Source organism: Streptococcus sp. Marseille-Q7087, from assembly GCF_965111935.1.
On sequence record NZ_CBCOPJ010000001.1, the window covers coordinates 288,995 to 304,991 of the forward strand.

Below are 15,997 nucleotides of genomic sequence, written 5' to 3' on the forward strand. Positions count from 1 at the left end.
TAAATGAAAAACTGGAAAGAAAGAATCATACACTTTGCCATTAAGAATCGCAGAACTCCTCTAGAAAACCGCAGACGAGTTGGGAAAAGCCTTAGTCTCTTGGCTGTCATTCTCTTTGCTGTTTTTTTGGTTAACTTTGCGGTGATTATTGGTACGGGAAAGAAGTTTGGTGTTGACCTGGTCAAAGAAGCTTATAAGGTTCATCAAACAACTCGAACAGTCCCTGCTAAGAGGGGAACCATTTATGATCGTAATGGAACTCCCATAGCAGAAGATGCGACCTCTTATAATGTTTATGCTGTAATAGATAAAGAATATAAGTCCGCTAATGGTGATGTTCTTTATGTAGAAGAATCTCAGTACAACAAAGTGGCAGAAATTTTTCATAAATACTTAGATATGGAGGAGACTTACGTCAAAAATCAACTCTCTCAACCAAATCTCAAACAGGTTTCTTTTGGTGCTAAAGGGAATGGGATTACCTATGCTAATATGATGTCCATTAAACAGGACTTAGAATCTGCTAAGGTTGAGGGTATTAATTTTACGACTAGTCCAAATCGAAGTTATCCAAATGGGAAATTTGCCTCATCCTTTATTGGTTTAGCACAGTTACATGAAAATGAAGATGGCACGAAAAGTCTAATTGGGACATCTGGTATCGAGAGTTCCTTAAATAGTTTATTGGCAGGGACAGATGGTATTATTACATACGAAAAAGACCGTCTAGGTAATATTGTTCCTGGTACAGAACAAGTCACCCAACAGACCGTAAACGGGAAAGACGTCTATACGACCCTATCTAGTCCTTTGCAGTCCTTTATGGAAAGTCAAATGGATGCCTTCCAAGGAAAACTAAAAGGCAAGTATATGACTGCGACCTTGGTTAGTGCCAAGACAGGAGAAATTCTGGCCACGACTCAAAGACCGACCTTTGATGCTGATACCAAAGAAGGGATTACAGAGGACTTTGTCTGGCGTGATATCCTTTACCAAAGTAACTATGAACCAGGTTCAACCATGAAGGTCATGACCTTAGCAGCAGCTATAGATAACAACACCTTCCCTGGTGGAGAATACTTTAATAGTAGCGAATTAAAAATAGCAGATGCAACTATTAAGGACTGGGATGTGAATGATGGCTTATCAGCTGGAAGTATAATGACATACTCACAAGGTTTTGATCACTCGAGTAATGTCGGTATGACCTTGCTCCAGCAAAAAATGGGGGATGCCACTTGGTTAGACTATCTCAGTCGTTTCAAATTTGGTGTTCCTACTCGTTTTGGGATGAGTGATGAATATGCCGGACAATTGCCTGAAGACAATATCGTTAGTATTGCCATGAGTTCTTTTGGTCAAGGGATTTCTGTTACTCAGACCCAGATGCTTCGTGCCTTTACAGCAATCGCTAATGATGGGGTCATGCTAGAGCCGAAGTTTATTAGTGCCCTCTATGATCCAAATGATCAGACTGTTCGTAAATCGCAGAGGGAGGTTGTAGGGAATCCTGTTTCTAAAGAAGCGGCTAGTCTGACTCGAGAAAATATGATTTTGGTTGGTACAGATCCTGTTTATGGTACAATGTACAATAAACTTACCGGTAAACCAATCGTTACTGTTCCTGGTCAGACTGTTTCTGTCAAATCTGGAACAGCTCAAATTGCCGATGAGCAAAACGGAGGATATTTAGTTGGGAAAACCAATTATATCTTTTCTGTAGTAACCATGCATCCTTCTGAAAATCCTGATTTTATTCTTTACGTAACAGTTCAACAGCCAGAACACTTTTCTAACCCTTGGTTTGGAGAATTTGCTAATCCTATTCTTGAACGAGCTTCTGCCATGAAGGAATCTCTCAATCTTCAATCTACAGCTAAGAACTTGGATCAGGTAACATCAACAACTAACTATGCAATGCCTGCGACTAAGGATTATAGTGCTGGAGATTTGGCTGAAGAGCTACGACGTAACCTTGTTCAACCAATTGTTATCGGTTCCGGAACAAAAATTAAAGAAAGTTCAGTATCAGAAGGAACCAATCTAGATGCTAATGAAAAAGTTCTACTACTCTCTGACAAGGTAGAGGAGATGCCTGACTTATATGGCTGGTCTAAGAAAAATGTTGAAACCTTTGCCAAATGGTTGAATCTTGAAGTTGAATTTGAAGGTACAGGAGAAATTGTTAAAAAACAAAGTGTTCGTTCTAATACAGCTTTAAAAAATATACAGAAAATAAAAATAACTTTAGGAGATTAGAATGCTAGTTTCTATCTTTCCTGGAATCCTTACTTTTGTTCTTACAGTGGTAGGAATTCCAGCTTTTATCCGTTTTTACCGTAAAGCACAAATTACTGGTCAACAGATGCATGAGGATGTTAAACAGCACCAAGCAAAAGCTGGGACGCCAACAATGGGAGGAATAGTCTTCCTCGTAACAAGTGTTTTAGTTAGTTTAGTTCTTGCACTTTTGACTAATCAACTAACCAACAATGTCGGAATGATTCTCTTTATTCTCGTTTTGTATGGTTTGGTTGGCTTCTTAGATGATTTCCTCAAGGTTTTCCGTAAAATCAATGAAGGACTTAATCCTAAACAAAAGCTCCTGCTTCAATTAGTAGGAGGAGTTATTTTCTATCTCTTTTATGAAAGAGGAGGAGATATCTTAAATGTATTTGGCTATCCTTTGCATTTGGGTGTTCTTTATATTCTCTTTGCCCTTTTCTGGTTAGTCGGTTTTTCGAATGCTGTTAACTTGACTGACGGGATTGATGGCTTGGCAAGCATTTCGGTGGTCATTAGCCTATCTGCTTATGGAGTGATTGCCTATGTGCAGAACCAGTTGGATATCTTGCTAGTGATTATAGCTATGATTGGTGGGCTTCTTGGTTTCTTTGTCTTTAACCACAAGCCTGCTAAGGTGTTCATGGGTGATGTCGGCAGTCTTGCTCTTGGAGGGATGTTGGCTGCTATTTCCATGGCACTACACCAAGAATGGACCTTGCTCTTGATTGGGATAGTATATGTTTTTGAAACAACATCTGTTATGATGCAAGTTAGCTACTTTAAGTTGAGTGGAGGGAAACGCATCTTCCGTATGACACCGGTTCACCACCATTTTGAATTAGGTGGCTTTTCAGGTAAAGGTCAGCCTTGGAGTGAGTGGAAGGTTGATTTCTTCTTCTGGGGAGTCGGTATACTCGCTAGTCTTCTAACGTTAGCTATTATGTATTTGTTCTAAAAATAGAATGATAAATCATAGAAAAAGAGAAGGATTTTTTCCGTCTCTTTTTTTATTTTTCAATCCTTTTATCAAAAAAAGTAAAATTATGGTAAAATGGAAAAAAGAAAGATGAGACTATGAGTTATTTTAAAAAATATACATTTGATAAATCTAAGTTTAAGTTAGGGATGCGAACGTTTAAAACAGGAATCGCTGTTTTTCTGGTTCTCATGATTTTTGGTTTTTTTGGTTGGAAAGGACTTCAGATTGCAGCCTTGACTGCGGTTTTTAGTTTAAGAGAAGACTTTGATAAGAGTGTCCATTTTGGGACATCACGTATTTTAGGGAATAGTATCGGTGGCTTTTATGCCCTGATTTTCTTTCTTTTAAATAATCTTTTTCATGGCGCCTTCTGGGTAACCCTCCTTGTTGTTCCGATTTGCACCATGTTAACCATTATGACAAACGTTGCCATGAACAATAAGTCAGGAGTCATCGGAGGAGTTGCAGCCATGTTGATTATTACCCTATCAATTCCAAATGGCGAAACTGTTTTGTACGTGTTTGCCCGGGTTTTTGAAACTTTTATGGGTGTTTTTGTAGCAATTCTTGTAAATTACGATATTGACCGTTTGCGGATTATTTTGCTGAAAAAATAAAATAATGTCACAAAATATGACATAAACAATTGACGATTGATTTTTTTTAGATTATAATAGACAGAAAGAAGGAAGTGTACATGAAGGAAAAAGAATTTCGCCGCAATATGGCAGTTTTCCCTATTGGTAGTGTTATGAAGCTAACCGATCTTTCGGCGCGCCAAATTCGTTACTATGAGGACCAGGAATTGATTAAGCCTGACCGCAACGAAGGTAATCGCCGGATGTATTCTTTGAATGACATGGATCGCTTGTTGGAGATTAAAGATTATATCTCTGAAGGTCTTAACATTGCTGCCATCAAGAAAAAATATGCTGAACGTGAAGCGAAATCTAAAAAACCAGTCAGTCAAACTGAAGTGCGTCGGGCGCTTCGGAATGAGGTTCTCCAACAAAGTCGCTTTGCTTCTCAACAATCACCTTTTGGTCGCGGTTAGGCAACCGCTAGTCGTCATATATAAGGAGAAAAACCATGCCAATCACAGCTGCAGATATTCGTCGTGAAGTTAAGGAAAAAAATGTAACCTTTATCCGCCTCATGTTTTCAGATATTTTGGGAACAATGAAAAACGTCGAAATTCCTGCTACAGATGAACAACTAGACAAGGTCTTGTCAAACAAGGCTATGTTTGATGGATCTTCTATTGAAGGGTTTGTTCGTATTAACGAATCGGATATGTATCTTTACCCTGACTTGGATACCTGGACAGTCTTTCCTTGGGGAGATGAGAATGGTAGTGTCGCAGGATTGATTTGTGATGTCTATACGACAGAAGGAAAACCATTTGCAGGAGACCCTCGTGGAAACCTCAAACGTGCTCTTCGTCACATGGAAGAAGTTGGATTCAAATCTTTCAACCTTGGACCAGAACCAGAATTCTTCCTATTTAAGCTTGATGAAAACGGGGACCCAACTCTTGAGGTAAATGACAAGGGTGGTTACTTTGATTTGGCACCTACAGACCTTGCTGATAACACTCGTCGTGAGATTGTTAACGTCTTGACCAAAATGGGATTTGAAGTAGAAGCCAGTCACCACGAAGTGGCCGTAGGTCAACATGAGATTGACTTTAAGTACGATGAAGTCCTCCGTGCTTGTGATAAGATTCAAATTTTTAAACTTGTTGTAAAAACAATCGCTCGTAAACACGGTCTCTATGCAACCTTTATGGCTAAACCAAAATTTGGTATCGCTGGTTCAGGTATGCACTGCAATATGTCTTTGTTTGATGCTGAGGGAAATAATGCCTTCTTTGATCCAAATGATCCAAAAGGAATGCAGTTATCAGAAACTGCTTACTACTTCCTTGGTGGTTTGATCAAACATGCCTACAACTATACAGCTATCATGAACCCAACCGTTAACTCATACAAACGTTTGGTTCCAGGCTACGAGGCCCCTGTTTACATCGCTTGGGCTGGCCGTAACCGTTCACCACTTGTCCGCGTACCAGCTTCACGCGGAATGGGAACACGTTTGGAGTTGCGCTCAGTGGACCCAATGGCAAACCCTTATATTGCTATGGCTGTTCTTTTGGAAGTCGGTTTGAATGGTATTGAAAACAAAATTGAAGCACCAGCACCAATCGAAGAAAATATCTACATCATGACTGCAGAAGAGCGTAAAGAGGCTGGCATTACTGACCTTCCATCAACTCTTCACAACGCTTTGAAGGCTTTGACAGAAGATGAAGTTGTTAAAGCAGCCCTAGGTGAACATATCTATACGAGCTTCCTTGAAGCCAAACGCATCGAGTGGGCGAGCTACGCAACCTTTGTCTCACAATGGGAAATTGACAACTACCTAGATCTTTACTAATGATAAATCAGAAAGATTGTCCGAGAGGACAATCTTTTTTTTTTTTTTTCTTGCAATTTATATCGAGATGTGATATATTTTATATAACGAAGTGCGATACATCGAACTACATAGGGGGTTTACTTAAATGGAATTAACAGATAAGATTAGACGTGTCTACCTTCCCATGACTGAAACGGGTTTTTATATTCTGTTCTGTCTACAGAAGGAAAATCATGGCTATGGTATTACACAAAAGGTCAAAGAGATGACAGAATCGCAAGTATCAATTAGTCCTGGAACCATGTATGGAACCCTGTCAAAGATGGAAAAGGATGGTTTGATTTCCTTTGTCCGAGAAGAGGAAAAACGAAAAATCTATCAGATAACAGACTTGGGCCGAAAAGTTTTAGAGATTGAGTTGAAACGTATTGAACGACTCTACAGAAACAGTCGGGAGGAGCTTTGATGGAAAAGAAAGTTTATAGGATTTGTACCATTGCGGATTATGATAGAGAAGCTCTCTATCTCAGGGAAATGCATGCTCAGGGCTGGAAACTTAAGGAAGTAAGTTACTCTAACTTAGTAGTTGCGGTTAAGTATACTTTTGAAAAGTGCCAACCGGAGCAGGTGGTTTATCAGTTAGATTTTTATCCTATGAAAAAGTCAGAGAGAGCTTCCTATTTACAACTGTTTAAAGATTGTGGCTGGGAGCATATTACAGACTTTAATGGTTTTTCCTACTTTAGAAAGCTTTATTCTGGAGTTGAGTCGGATGCTGAGTTTGAAATTTATAATGACACGGCCGGGAAGTTAGCAATGGTCAAGAAGATTTTAACAGTGCGGATGCTCCCTGTTTTGCTTCTCTTTTCAGCGCTACTCCCAGTTTTCTCAAAGTTACTTAGTGGAAGAAGTTATTTCAGTTGGGGAATGTTTTTGATTGTTATCATAGACTGTACTTTATTGATAGTTTTCGCGATTCAGATTTCTTATATTTTTTGGAGATTGTTTCAAAAGTGGAAAGAATTATCTGATAAATAAAACCATGCATGTTTTCTAATTTGGAGGTCAGACAATGAATAGCAAAGTACAATTTCGAATGTTTACCATATTTGATTTGGATAAGGTAGAAGATTATTTGCATGATATGCATTTGAAAGGTTGGAAATTTAAATCGAATCGTTTTGGCTTTTTCTATTTTGAACAATGCCAACCTGATGATGTAATTTACCGTGTGTGGAATACTAGCTATCTTAGAAAAAATGAGCTAGATTTACAAGGTATTAAGGATAGAGGATGGGAATTTGTGGAAAATTGTTCTTATTCTGTTTTTCGAAAAGCAACTTGTGATGTAGATTTAAATGATCGATTTTTCATGGACAATCGTCTTAGATGGGATGGTGTGAAATCTGGACTTCGTACATCTACAGTTTCTATCTCTGGCGGTCTAGTTGTTTGTATGAGCCTGTTTCACGAAAGTCTCTCTCAGTCTTTCTTCGTTATTTTTGTCCTATATGCTCTCATGATTACTTATCTTATCTATAGTTTTTACAGACTTAGACGGAAATATCTGGTTGATTGACAATAGTTTCTAGGTCCTCAGACTGATTTTTAGCACTCTTGATTAAAGAGTGCTAATTTTTTGAGTTTTTGTCTTGACATTCTTTTCTAAGGGTGTATAATAGAATCATAAGTTAGCACTTGGATGTCTCGAGTGCTAAAAAGATCTATCAGAGAGGAGTGACGAGATGGTTACGGAACGTCAGCAGAATATTTTAAATCTGATTATTGACATCTTTACCAAAACGCACGAACCTGTTGGATCCAAAGCCTTGCAAGAGTCTATCAACTCTAGTAGCGCTACCATTCGAAATGATATGGCAGCTCTAGAAAAGCAAGGTTTGCTTGAAAAGGCTCATACTTCCAGTGGTCGGATGCCGAGTGTGGCTGGATTTCAATACTATGTCAAACACTCCTTGTCCTTCGACCGTTTAGCTGAGAATCAAGTTTATGAGATTGTAAAAGCTTTTGATCAGGAGTTCTTCAAACTTGAGGATATCCTTCAAGAGGCAACGAAAATCTTGTCAGACTTGAGTGGTTGTACGGTTGTAGCACTGGATGTCGAACCAAGTAGGCAGAAGCTGACAGCTTTTGATATTGTTGTCCTCGGACAACATACAGCTCTGGCAGTTTTTACGCTTGATGAGTCTAGAACAGTTACCAGTCAGTTTTTGATTCCGAGAAATTTCTTGCAGGAGGATTTAAATCGCCTCAAGACCATGATTCAAGAACGTTTCCTGGATCAGACTGTTTTGGATATTCACTACAAGATTCGGACAGAGATTCCGCAAGTTATCCAACGTTACTTTACAACAACGGATAACGTCATGGACCTCGTCGAACATATCTTCAAAGAAATGTTCAATGAAAACATCGTGGTTTCTGGGAAAGTCAATCTTTTGAATTTCGCTAATTTAGCGGCATATCAATTCTTTGATCATCCACAAAAAGTAGCATTGGAAATTCGAGAGAATTTGATTGGAGACCAGATGCAAAGTGTCCGAGTTGCGGATAGCAAAGAATCTTGTCTTGCTGACTTAGCAGTAATCAGCAGTAAGTTTCTGATTCCTTATCGTGGATTTGGAATCCTTGCGATAATAGGTCCGGTTAATCTGGATTATCAACAATTGGTTAATCAACTCAATGTTGTCAATCGAGTTCTAACCATGAAGTTGACGGATTTTTACCGCTATCTCAGCAGTAATCACTATGAAGTGAATTAAGATTGAAATCATTAAAGGAGGCGAAAATGGCCCAAGATATAAAAAATGAAGAAGTAAAAGAAGAGGAAGTTGTTGAATCAGTAGAAGAAACAACTCCTGAGAAGTCGGAATTGGATTTGGCTAATGAACGGGCCGAGGAATTTGAAAACAAATATCTTCGTGCTCATGCAGAAATGCAAAACATTCAGCGCCGTGCCAATGAAGAGCGTCAACTCTTGCAACGCTATCGCAGCCAAGATTTAGCAAAAGCGATCTTACCATCACTGGACAACCTCGAACGTGCCCTTGCCGTCGAAGGATTGACAGATGATGTGAAGAAGGGCTTAGAAATGGTCCAAGAAAGTTTGGTACATGCTCTGAAAGAAGAAGGAATCGAGGAAATCGCAGCGGACGGGGAATTTGACCATAACTACCACATGGCTATTCAAACAGTTCCAGCAGATGACGAACATCCAGCAGACACCATCGCACAAGTCTTCCAAAAAGGCTACAAACTCCATGACCGCATCCTAAGACCGGCTATGGTAGTTGTCTACAATTAGGCTAGAAAACTTGAAAAACCTTGTCCGAAACGACAATAAACTATGAAAGAATGATAAAAAGCAAGCCGGAGGCTTGCAAGGAAGATATTTCCCGCTGTAGTGAAAGTTTCAGTAGCTCATGCTACTGAAACAGGGGGATTTTTGAGACAATAGGCTCAAAAATAAGTGATGAAATCCCGAAGGGAGTTGCTCACGTCCCCACCACTTAAGGGAAATATCAAAAAAGGAAGAAAAAATCAACAAGGAGAAAAACATATGTCTAAAATTATCGGTATTGACTTAGGTACAACAAACTCAGCAGTTGCAGTTCTTGAAGGAACTGAATCAAAAATCATCGCAAACCCAGAAGGAAACCGCACAACTCCATCTGTTGTGTCATTCAAAAACGGTGAAATCATCGTTGGTGACGCTGCGAAGCGCCAAGCAGTCACAAACCCAGATACAGTTATCTCTATCAAATCTAAGATGGGTACTTCTGAAAAAGTTTCTGCAAACGGTAAAGAATACACACCACAAGAAATCTCAGCTATGATTCTTCAATACTTGAAAGGTTACGCTGAAGAATACCTTGGTGAAAAAGTAACCAAGGCTGTTATCACAGTTCCAGCTTACTTCAACGATGCTCAACGTCAAGCAACTAAAGACGCTGGTAAAATCGCTGGTCTTGAAGTGGAACGTATCGTCAACGAACCAACTGCAGCAGCTCTTGCTTACGGTTTGGACAAGACTGACAAAGAAGAAAAAATCTTGGTATTCGACCTTGGTGGTGGTACATTCGACGTATCTATCCTTGAACTCGGTGATGGTGTCTTTGATGTATTGGCAACTGCAGGGGATAACAAACTCGGTGGTGACGACTTTGACCAAAAAATCATCGACTACTTAGTAGCAGAATTCAAGAAAGAAAATGGTATCGACTTGTCAAATGACAAGATGGCTCTTCAACGTTTGAAAGATGCGGCAGAAAAAGCTAAAAAAGACCTTTCTGGTGTGACTTCAACTCAAATCAGCTTGCCGTTTATCACTGCTGGTGAGGCTGGACCTCTCCACTTGGAAATGACTTTGAGTCGTGCCAAATTTGACGATTTGACTCGTGACCTTGTTGAACGTACAAAAGTTCCAGTTCGTCAAGCCCTTTCAGATGCAGGTTTGAGCTTGTCAGAAATCGACGAAGTTATTCTTGTTGGTGGTTCAACTCGTATCCCTGCCGTTGTTGAAGCTGTTAAAGCTGAAACTGGTAAAGAACCAAACAAATCAGTAAACCCTGATGAAGTAGTTGCTATGGGTGCTGCCATCCAAGGTGGTGTCATCACTGGTGATGTCAAAGACGTTGTCCTTCTTGATGTAACACCATTGTCACTTGGTATCGAAACAATGGGTGGGGTCTTCACAAAACTCATCGACCGTAACACTACAATTCCAACATCTAAATCACAAGTCTTCTCAACTGCAGCAGACAACCAACCAGCCGTTGATATCCACGTTCTTCAAGGTGAACGCCCAATGGCAGCGGATAACAAGACTCTTGGACGCTTCCAATTGACAGATATTCCAGCTGCACCTCGTGGAATTCCTCAAATCGAAGTAACATTTGACATCGACAAGAATGGTATCGTATCTGTTAAGGCCAAAGACCTTGGAACTCAAAAAGAACAAACCATTGTCATTCAATCCAACTCAGGTTTGACAGACGAAGAAATCGACCGCATGATGAAAGATGCAGAAGCTAACGCTGAAGCCGATAAGAAACGTAAAGAAGAAGTTGACCTTCGTAACGAAGTAGACCAAGCTATCTTTGCGACTGAAAAGACCATCAAGGAAACTGAAGGCAAAGGCTTCGATGCAGAACGTGATGCTGCCCAAGCTGCCCTTGATGAGCTTAAGAAAGCCCAAGAAGACAACAACTTGGACGAAATGAAAGCAAAACTCGAAGCATTGAACGAAAAAGCTCAAGGACTTGCTGTGAAACTCTACGAACAAGCCGCAGCAACGCAACAAGCTCAAGCAGGAGCAGAAGGTGCACAAGCAACAGGAAACGCAGGCGATGACGTCGTAGACGGAGAGTTTACAGAAAAATAAAATAGTCCAGTGGACTATTTTATCCCGAGCTTGAAAATCGGGGAGCGAGGCGTTAATAATGACTGTTCACTCTAATGATTGCCAGTCTACGGCAATCGCTATGGCGCCTTGCCTAAACGCCTAACTGGCAAATGATAGGAAGAAATCCAGAGGTTGCAACCCAGCCTCTGTTTTTCGGTAAAAGGGGACTGAATCTCATTTATTTGGGAATATAAAAGAAAGGAATTGAACCCGACCTAAATCGTGGTTTGATTCACAATATCAATAGAAAGGAACAAAGAGCTTTCGAGAAATTGAACTCGAGCGGAAAGCTTGGAAATTAGATAAACCGCCTAAGAAATCAGGATTTCTTGTCGGTTTCCTAAATTTCAGTCGCTTTCTGTTCGCTCTTAGTATCTTGTATGAACAATACTGAATTTTATGACCGTTTGGGCGTTTCAAATAATGCATCTCAAGATGAGATCAAGAAAGCCTATCGGAAATTATCTAAAAAATATCACCCAGATATCAATAAAGAGCCTGGTGCTGAGGAAAAGTACAAGGAAGTTCAAGAAGCCTATGAGACTTTGAGTGACGAACAAAAGCGTGCAGCTTATGACCAATATGGTGCGGCTGGAGCCAACGGTGGCTTCGGTGGTGCAGGCGGTTTCGGTGGCTTCGATGGTGCAGGCGGTTTTGGTGGATTTGAAGATATCTTCTCAAGTTTTTTCGGCGGAGGCGGTTCTTCTCGCAATCCAAACGCTCCTCGTCAAGGTGATGACCTCCAGTATCGTGTCAATTTGACTTTTGAAGAAGCCATCTTTGGTACTGAAAAAGAAGTCAAATACAATCGTGAATCAAGCTGTCGTACTTGTAATGGGTCTGGTGCTAAGCCTGGAACAAGTCCGGTTACTTGTGGACGTTGTCATGGTTCTGGTGTTATCAACGTCGATACTCAAACACCGCTTGGTATGATGCGTCGCCAAGTAACCTGTGATGTCTGTCATGGTCGCGGAAAAGAAATCAAAGATCCATGTACAACATGTCATGGAACAGGTCATGAAAAACAAGCCCACAGTGTCCATGTGAAAATTCCAGCAGGTGTCGAAACTGGTCAACAAATTCGTCTAGCTGGTCAAGGGGAGGCAGGCTTTAACGGTGGTCCTTATGGAGATTTGTATGTAGTAGTTTCTGTAGAAGCAAGCGATAAATTTGAGCGTGAAGGAACAACTATTTTCTACAAGTTAAACCTTAATATCGTCCAAGCAACTCTTGGTGATACTGTCGATATCCCAACCGTTCACGGTGATGTTGAATTGGTGATTCCAGAGGGAACTCAAACCGGTAAACGATTCCGTCTACGTGGTAAGGGAGCTCCAAGTCTTCGTGGTGGTGCTGTTGGTGACCAATACGTGACTGTTAATGTCGTGACTCCAACAGGATTGAACGATCGCCAAAAAGCAGCCTTGAAAGAATTCGCAGCTGCAGGTGATTTGAAAGTCAATCCAAAGAAAAAAGGCTTCTTTGACCATATAAAAGATGCCTTTGAGGGTGAATAAAACAAAAGAGCCGATTGGCTCTTTTTGTGTTGTCTTGAAAAATTTAGCTTCGGAAAATTATTTTCCAGTTAGTCTACTATTTATACTTTTGAATGAGCAAGCCGGCTTTATCCATTTCCTGGATCAGTTGCTTGAGTTCCGCTTCTTTGCCGGGTTTCACAGTTACGGTATCAATGTGCTTAATCGCCGAATTATCCTGGATATCTACCAAGGTCAACGCCTTTTCGTAGAATGCGATTCCCTTTTTCATGCTTTCCGAATCATTCAAAGTTAGAATTGTGTAAGAAGAATGTGATTTCTTTCCGTTTTCTCGGAAATACTTCTCGCCTTCCTCCTCTAAAAATTGTATTAAACCATGATTAAACAAGTTATCCCCTACTTTATAGTAAGAAATATCTCCTGTCTGTAGGACATAGACTTTGAGTTGGTTTTTAGTGAGGTTTGGACTTTCTTTTAGGACTGGGTGGCTATTGATAACCTCATCTGAAAAAGTCACATAAAAATCCAAGCCTCCCCCCTCGTATTGATAGTGTCCGTTTGATTCAACTTTCTCAGGAGGCAGGTCAAGGGAGATAAAGATTTGTTTTAAGGTTTCATTTCCTTCTCGAATGTCACTTGATGAGGCCTTGAAAAGATTGGCCACAAGTAGAAAAGCTAGGGTTACAAAAAGACAGAAGCAACCAGAAATAATCAAGATGACTTTTAAAAACTGTTTCATGTTTAGTCCCTCCCTTTTCTATTAGGAGCTGGTAATCCAAGATGGATTTAAGGGGATATGAGGAAAGTTGGATGCTTTCCTTTCTTTAGTTTTCTTCAGTTTCTCGTAGTTCTTTTATCACAGCAAGTCTTGCTTGGAGGTCTTTTTCTAAGACTTTAAATTTATAGGTTAGGTCTTCTTGATACTCCTTGATGACTTCTTTTTGTTGATTGATAATTTGTAAGCTATTTTGGATAACATCTAAATCACCTTTGATTGCTTCAACGCGATCAGTTGTATCTAAAACTTCTTCGGTGATAACTTCACGATTCTTAACGAGGAGGTAAGAGCCGACTGCTGATCCAGCAAAAAGTAGCAAATTTGATAGTTTCATAGGAACTCCTTAAGCGTTTTTGATCATTTCAGCGACTTGGGCAAGTTTGTCAAAGTCAGGTTCATGGGCAACAAAGTCAATTTTTAGGTCATCCTCGGCACCATAACGAGGAACGAGATGGACATGGGTATGGAAAACGGTTTGTCCAGCTACCTCTTCGCAGTTGGCAATGATATTCATACCCTTGGCTTTAGTAGCAGTCATGACTTTTTGTGCTACCAATGGAACCTTAGCAAAGAGTTGGCTAGCGCTCGTCGCATCCATTTCTAAAAGGTTGCGATAGTGTTCTTTAGGTACGACCAAGGTATGACCAGGTGTTACTTGAGAAATATCAAGAAAGGCAAGGACTTGCTCATCTTCATAAACCTTGGCTGCAGGGATTTCTCCTGCGATAATCTTACAAAAAATACAATCTGACATAAAAACCACCTCTAGTGTATTGAATTTTGATATAATATAGCTACATTATACCAGATTCGGAGAAAATATGTTAGAAATTAAAAATCTGACAGGAGGCTATGTTCATGTCCCTGTCTTGAAAGATGTGTCCTTTACAGTTAAGAGCGGACAGTTAGTTGGTTTGATTGGTTTGAATGGTGCGGGGAAATCAACGACTATCAATGAGATTATTGGTCTTTTGACGCCATATAGTGGTGAGATTAAGATTGACGGATTGACTCTAGGAGAGGATGCTACGAGCTATCGCAAGAAAATTGGTTATATCCCTGAAACTCCTAGCTTGTATGAAGAATTGACTCTCAGAGAGCATATTGAGACAGTTGCTATGGCCTATGGTATCGAGCAAAATCTAGCTTTTGAACGTGTAGAGCCGCTTTTAAAAATGTTCCGTTTGGATCAAAAATTGGATTGGTTCCCGGTTCATTTTTCCAAAGGGATGAAGCAAAAGGTTATGATTATCTGTGCCTTTGTCGTGGATCCTAGTCTCTTTATCGTAGACGAACCTTTCCTTGGTCTTGATCCTTTGGCGATTTCAGATTTGATTCAACTTCTAGAAGCGGAAAAGAAAAAAGGAAAGTCTATCCTTATGAGTACCCACGTTCTTGATTCTGCTGAAAAGATGTGTGACTCTTTTGTCATTCTTCACAAAGGTCAAGTAAGAGCCAAAGGAAATCTCCAACAACTCCGAGAAGCCTTTGATATGCCAGAAGCAAGCCTCAATGATATCTATTTGGCTCTGACCAAAGAGGAGGAGCTATGAAGGACTTGTTTTTAAAACGAAAGCAGGAATTTCGCAAGGAATGCTTGGGCTATCTCCGTTATGTGCTCAATGATCATTTTGTCTTATTTTTGTTGGTGTTGTTAGGATTTTTGGCCTACCAGTACAACCAGTTGCTCCAACACTTTCCTGAGAATCATTTCCCAATCCTAATTTTGATTGGGATGATATCTATTTTACTTTTGCTTTGGGGTGGTATTGCGACCTATCTTGAAGCGCCTGACAAACTATTTCTTTTAGTTGCTGAAGAAGAAGTGAGAGAACACATCCAGAAGCAAAGTCTGATTTCTTTCATCTTTTGGGTCAGTGTACAGACTCTCTTTTTGCTCCTGTTTGCGCCTTTATTCTTAGCCATGGGTCTTGGGTTGCCGATTTTTGGAGTCTATCTCCTTGTCTTGGGGATAGTAAAATATGTGATTTTTCGCCAAAAGTCTAGCAACTTTTTCCTTGGAAATGGACTTGACTGGGATTATGTCATTGCCCAGGAAAGCAAACGTAAGCAGTTCTTGCTTCGATTTTTTGCTCTCTTTACCCAGGTCAAGGGAATTTCAAATAGTGTTAAGCGTCGAGCTTATCTGGACTTTATCCTCAAGGGAGTTCAGAAAGTGCCAGGAAAAATCTGGCAGAATCTTTATCTCCGCTCCTATCTTAGAAATGGAGATTTATTCGCCCTTAGTCTGCGACTCATAATCCTATCTTTGACCGCTCTCATCTTCATTGAGCAATCTTGGATTGCAGTCGCAATTGTAATTTTATTCAATTATCTTTTGTTATTCCAGCTTCTAGCCCTCTATCATGCCTTTGACTATCAATATTTGACGCAATTATTCCCAGTAGGTACGGGGCAAAAAGAGAAAGGCTTGAAGGAAATTTTGAGAGCGATTGGGTTTTTTGTATTAATCTTGGAAAGTCTCATAGGATTGCTTGTTTTTAAGGACAAAATTCTTGTTCTAGCACTTGTGGGAGCAAGTCTTGTCTTGCAATTTCTTTATTTGCCGTATCAACTGAGAAGATTGGTTGACGAATAGCATAAAAATTAGTAGAATA

At 40.1% G+C, this 15,997-nt stretch carries 17 protein-coding genes; 14 read left to right on the top strand and 3 right to left on the bottom strand.

The genetic code is table 11. The annotated features are described in order from the left end of the window. Window positions 1-3: 3 nt before the first annotated feature. The 12 genes from pbp2x to dnaJ all read left to right on the top strand — a co-directional run bounded on the left by pbp2x (window position 4) and on the right by dnaJ (window position 12,622). Window positions 4-2,259, top strand: coding sequence for a penicillin-binding protein PBP2X (gene pbp2x, locus ACWPVF_RS01535; RefSeq protein ID WP_454384274.1), 2,256 nt, complete (start codon window positions 4-6; stop codon window positions 2,257-2,259). A gap of 1 nt (window position 2,260) precedes the next feature. After that, window positions 2,261-3,241, top strand: coding sequence for a phospho-N-acetylmuramoyl-pentapeptide-transferase (mraY, locus tag ACWPVF_RS01540; protein WP_454384276.1), 981 nt, complete (start codon window positions 2,261-2,263; stop codon window positions 3,239-3,241). Between the two features lie 119 nt (window positions 3,242-3,360). Next, window positions 3,361-3,882 carry an FUSC family protein gene (locus ACWPVF_RS01545; protein ID WP_454384278.1) on the top strand — a complete coding sequence of 174 codons (522 nt, stop codon included), beginning with the start codon at window positions 3,361-3,363 and terminating at the stop codon, window positions 3,880-3,882. A gap of 80 nt (window positions 3,883-3,962) precedes the next feature. Next, window positions 3,963-4,319, top strand: coding sequence for a transcriptional repressor GlnR (gene glnR / locus ACWPVF_RS01550; RefSeq protein WP_000659543.1), 357 nt, complete (start codon window positions 3,963-3,965; stop codon window positions 4,317-4,319). Window positions 4,320-4,354: 35 nt separating this feature from the next. Continuing rightward, window positions 4,355-5,701 carry a type I glutamate--ammonia ligase gene (gene glnA, locus ACWPVF_RS01555; RefSeq protein ID WP_254726567.1) on the top strand — a complete coding sequence of 449 codons (1,347 nt, stop codon included), beginning with the start codon at window positions 4,355-4,357 and terminating at the stop codon, window positions 5,699-5,701. A gap of 127 nt (window positions 5,702-5,828) precedes the next feature. Then, window positions 5,829-6,149: a PadR family transcriptional regulator gene (locus tag ACWPVF_RS01560; RefSeq protein ID WP_454384281.1), complete on the top strand. Its 321-nt coding sequence runs from the start codon at window positions 5,829-5,831 to the stop codon at window positions 6,147-6,149. After that, window positions 6,149-6,721 (top strand): DUF2812 domain-containing protein, encoded by a 573-nt coding sequence (locus tag ACWPVF_RS01565; protein WP_454384283.1) that lies wholly within the window; start codon window positions 6,149-6,151, stop codon window positions 6,719-6,721. Before ACWPVF_RS01560 ends, ACWPVF_RS01565 begins: the two co-directional genes overlap by 1 nt. Window positions 6,722-6,755: 34 nt before the next feature. Then, window positions 6,756-7,262 (top strand): DUF2812 domain-containing protein, encoded by a 507-nt coding sequence (locus ACWPVF_RS01570; protein ID WP_454384285.1) that lies wholly within the window; start codon window positions 6,756-6,758, stop codon window positions 7,260-7,262. A 166-nt stretch (window positions 7,263-7,428) separates the two neighbouring features. After that, a complete protein-coding gene (gene hrcA / locus ACWPVF_RS01575; protein ID WP_454384287.1) occupies window positions 7,429-8,463 on the top strand; it encodes a heat-inducible transcriptional repressor HrcA in 1,035 nt (344 codons plus the stop codon). Window positions 8,464-8,489: 26 nt separating this feature from the next. Continuing rightward, window positions 8,490-9,005: a nucleotide exchange factor GrpE gene (gene grpE / locus ACWPVF_RS01580; protein WP_454384289.1), complete on the top strand. Its 516-nt coding sequence runs from the start codon at window positions 8,490-8,492 to the stop codon at window positions 9,003-9,005. 255 nt (window positions 9,006-9,260) lie between these two features. Further along, window positions 9,261-11,084, top strand: a complete 1,824-nt coding sequence (gene dnaK / locus ACWPVF_RS01585) for a molecular chaperone DnaK (protein ID WP_454384291.1) — start codon at window positions 9,261-9,263, stop codon at window positions 11,082-11,084. Between the two features lie 401 nt (window positions 11,085-11,485). Then, window positions 11,486-12,622, top strand: a complete 1,137-nt coding sequence (gene dnaJ / locus ACWPVF_RS01590; RefSeq protein WP_454384293.1) for a molecular chaperone DnaJ — start codon at window positions 11,486-11,488, stop codon at window positions 12,620-12,622. A gap of 76 nt (window positions 12,623-12,698) precedes the next feature. Here the strand turns inward: dnaJ and ACWPVF_RS01595 are convergent, their stop codons facing one another. From ACWPVF_RS01595 to ACWPVF_RS01605, 3 genes are all read right to left on the bottom strand, one after another. Beyond that, window positions 12,699-13,340, bottom strand: a complete 642-nt coding sequence (locus tag ACWPVF_RS01595; protein ID WP_454384295.1) for a hypothetical protein — start codon at window positions 13,338-13,340, stop codon at window positions 12,699-12,701. Between the two features lie 85 nt (window positions 13,341-13,425). Further along, a complete protein-coding gene (locus tag ACWPVF_RS01600) occupies window positions 13,426-13,713 on the bottom strand; it encodes a hypothetical protein (protein WP_004251799.1) in 288 nt (95 codons plus the stop codon). A 9-nt stretch (window positions 13,714-13,722) separates the two neighbouring features. Then, complete coding sequence (locus tag ACWPVF_RS01605) at window positions 13,723-14,133, bottom strand: HIT family protein (protein WP_454384297.1); 411 nt, start codon at window positions 14,131-14,133, stop codon at window positions 13,723-13,725. Between the two features lie 67 nt (window positions 14,134-14,200). On the opposite strand from ACWPVF_RS01605, the gene ACWPVF_RS01610 reads away from it, so the two are divergent. After that, on the top strand, window positions 14,201-14,932 hold the full coding sequence (locus tag ACWPVF_RS01610; protein ID WP_454384299.1) for an ABC transporter ATP-binding protein: 732 nt from the start codon (window positions 14,201-14,203) through the stop codon (window positions 14,930-14,932). After that, a complete protein-coding gene (locus ACWPVF_RS01615; protein ID WP_373074986.1) occupies window positions 14,929-15,978 on the top strand; it encodes an ABC transporter permease in 1,050 nt (349 codons plus the stop codon). Before ACWPVF_RS01610 ends, ACWPVF_RS01615 begins: the two co-directional genes overlap by 4 nt. Window positions 15,979-15,997 lie beyond the last annotated feature (19 nt).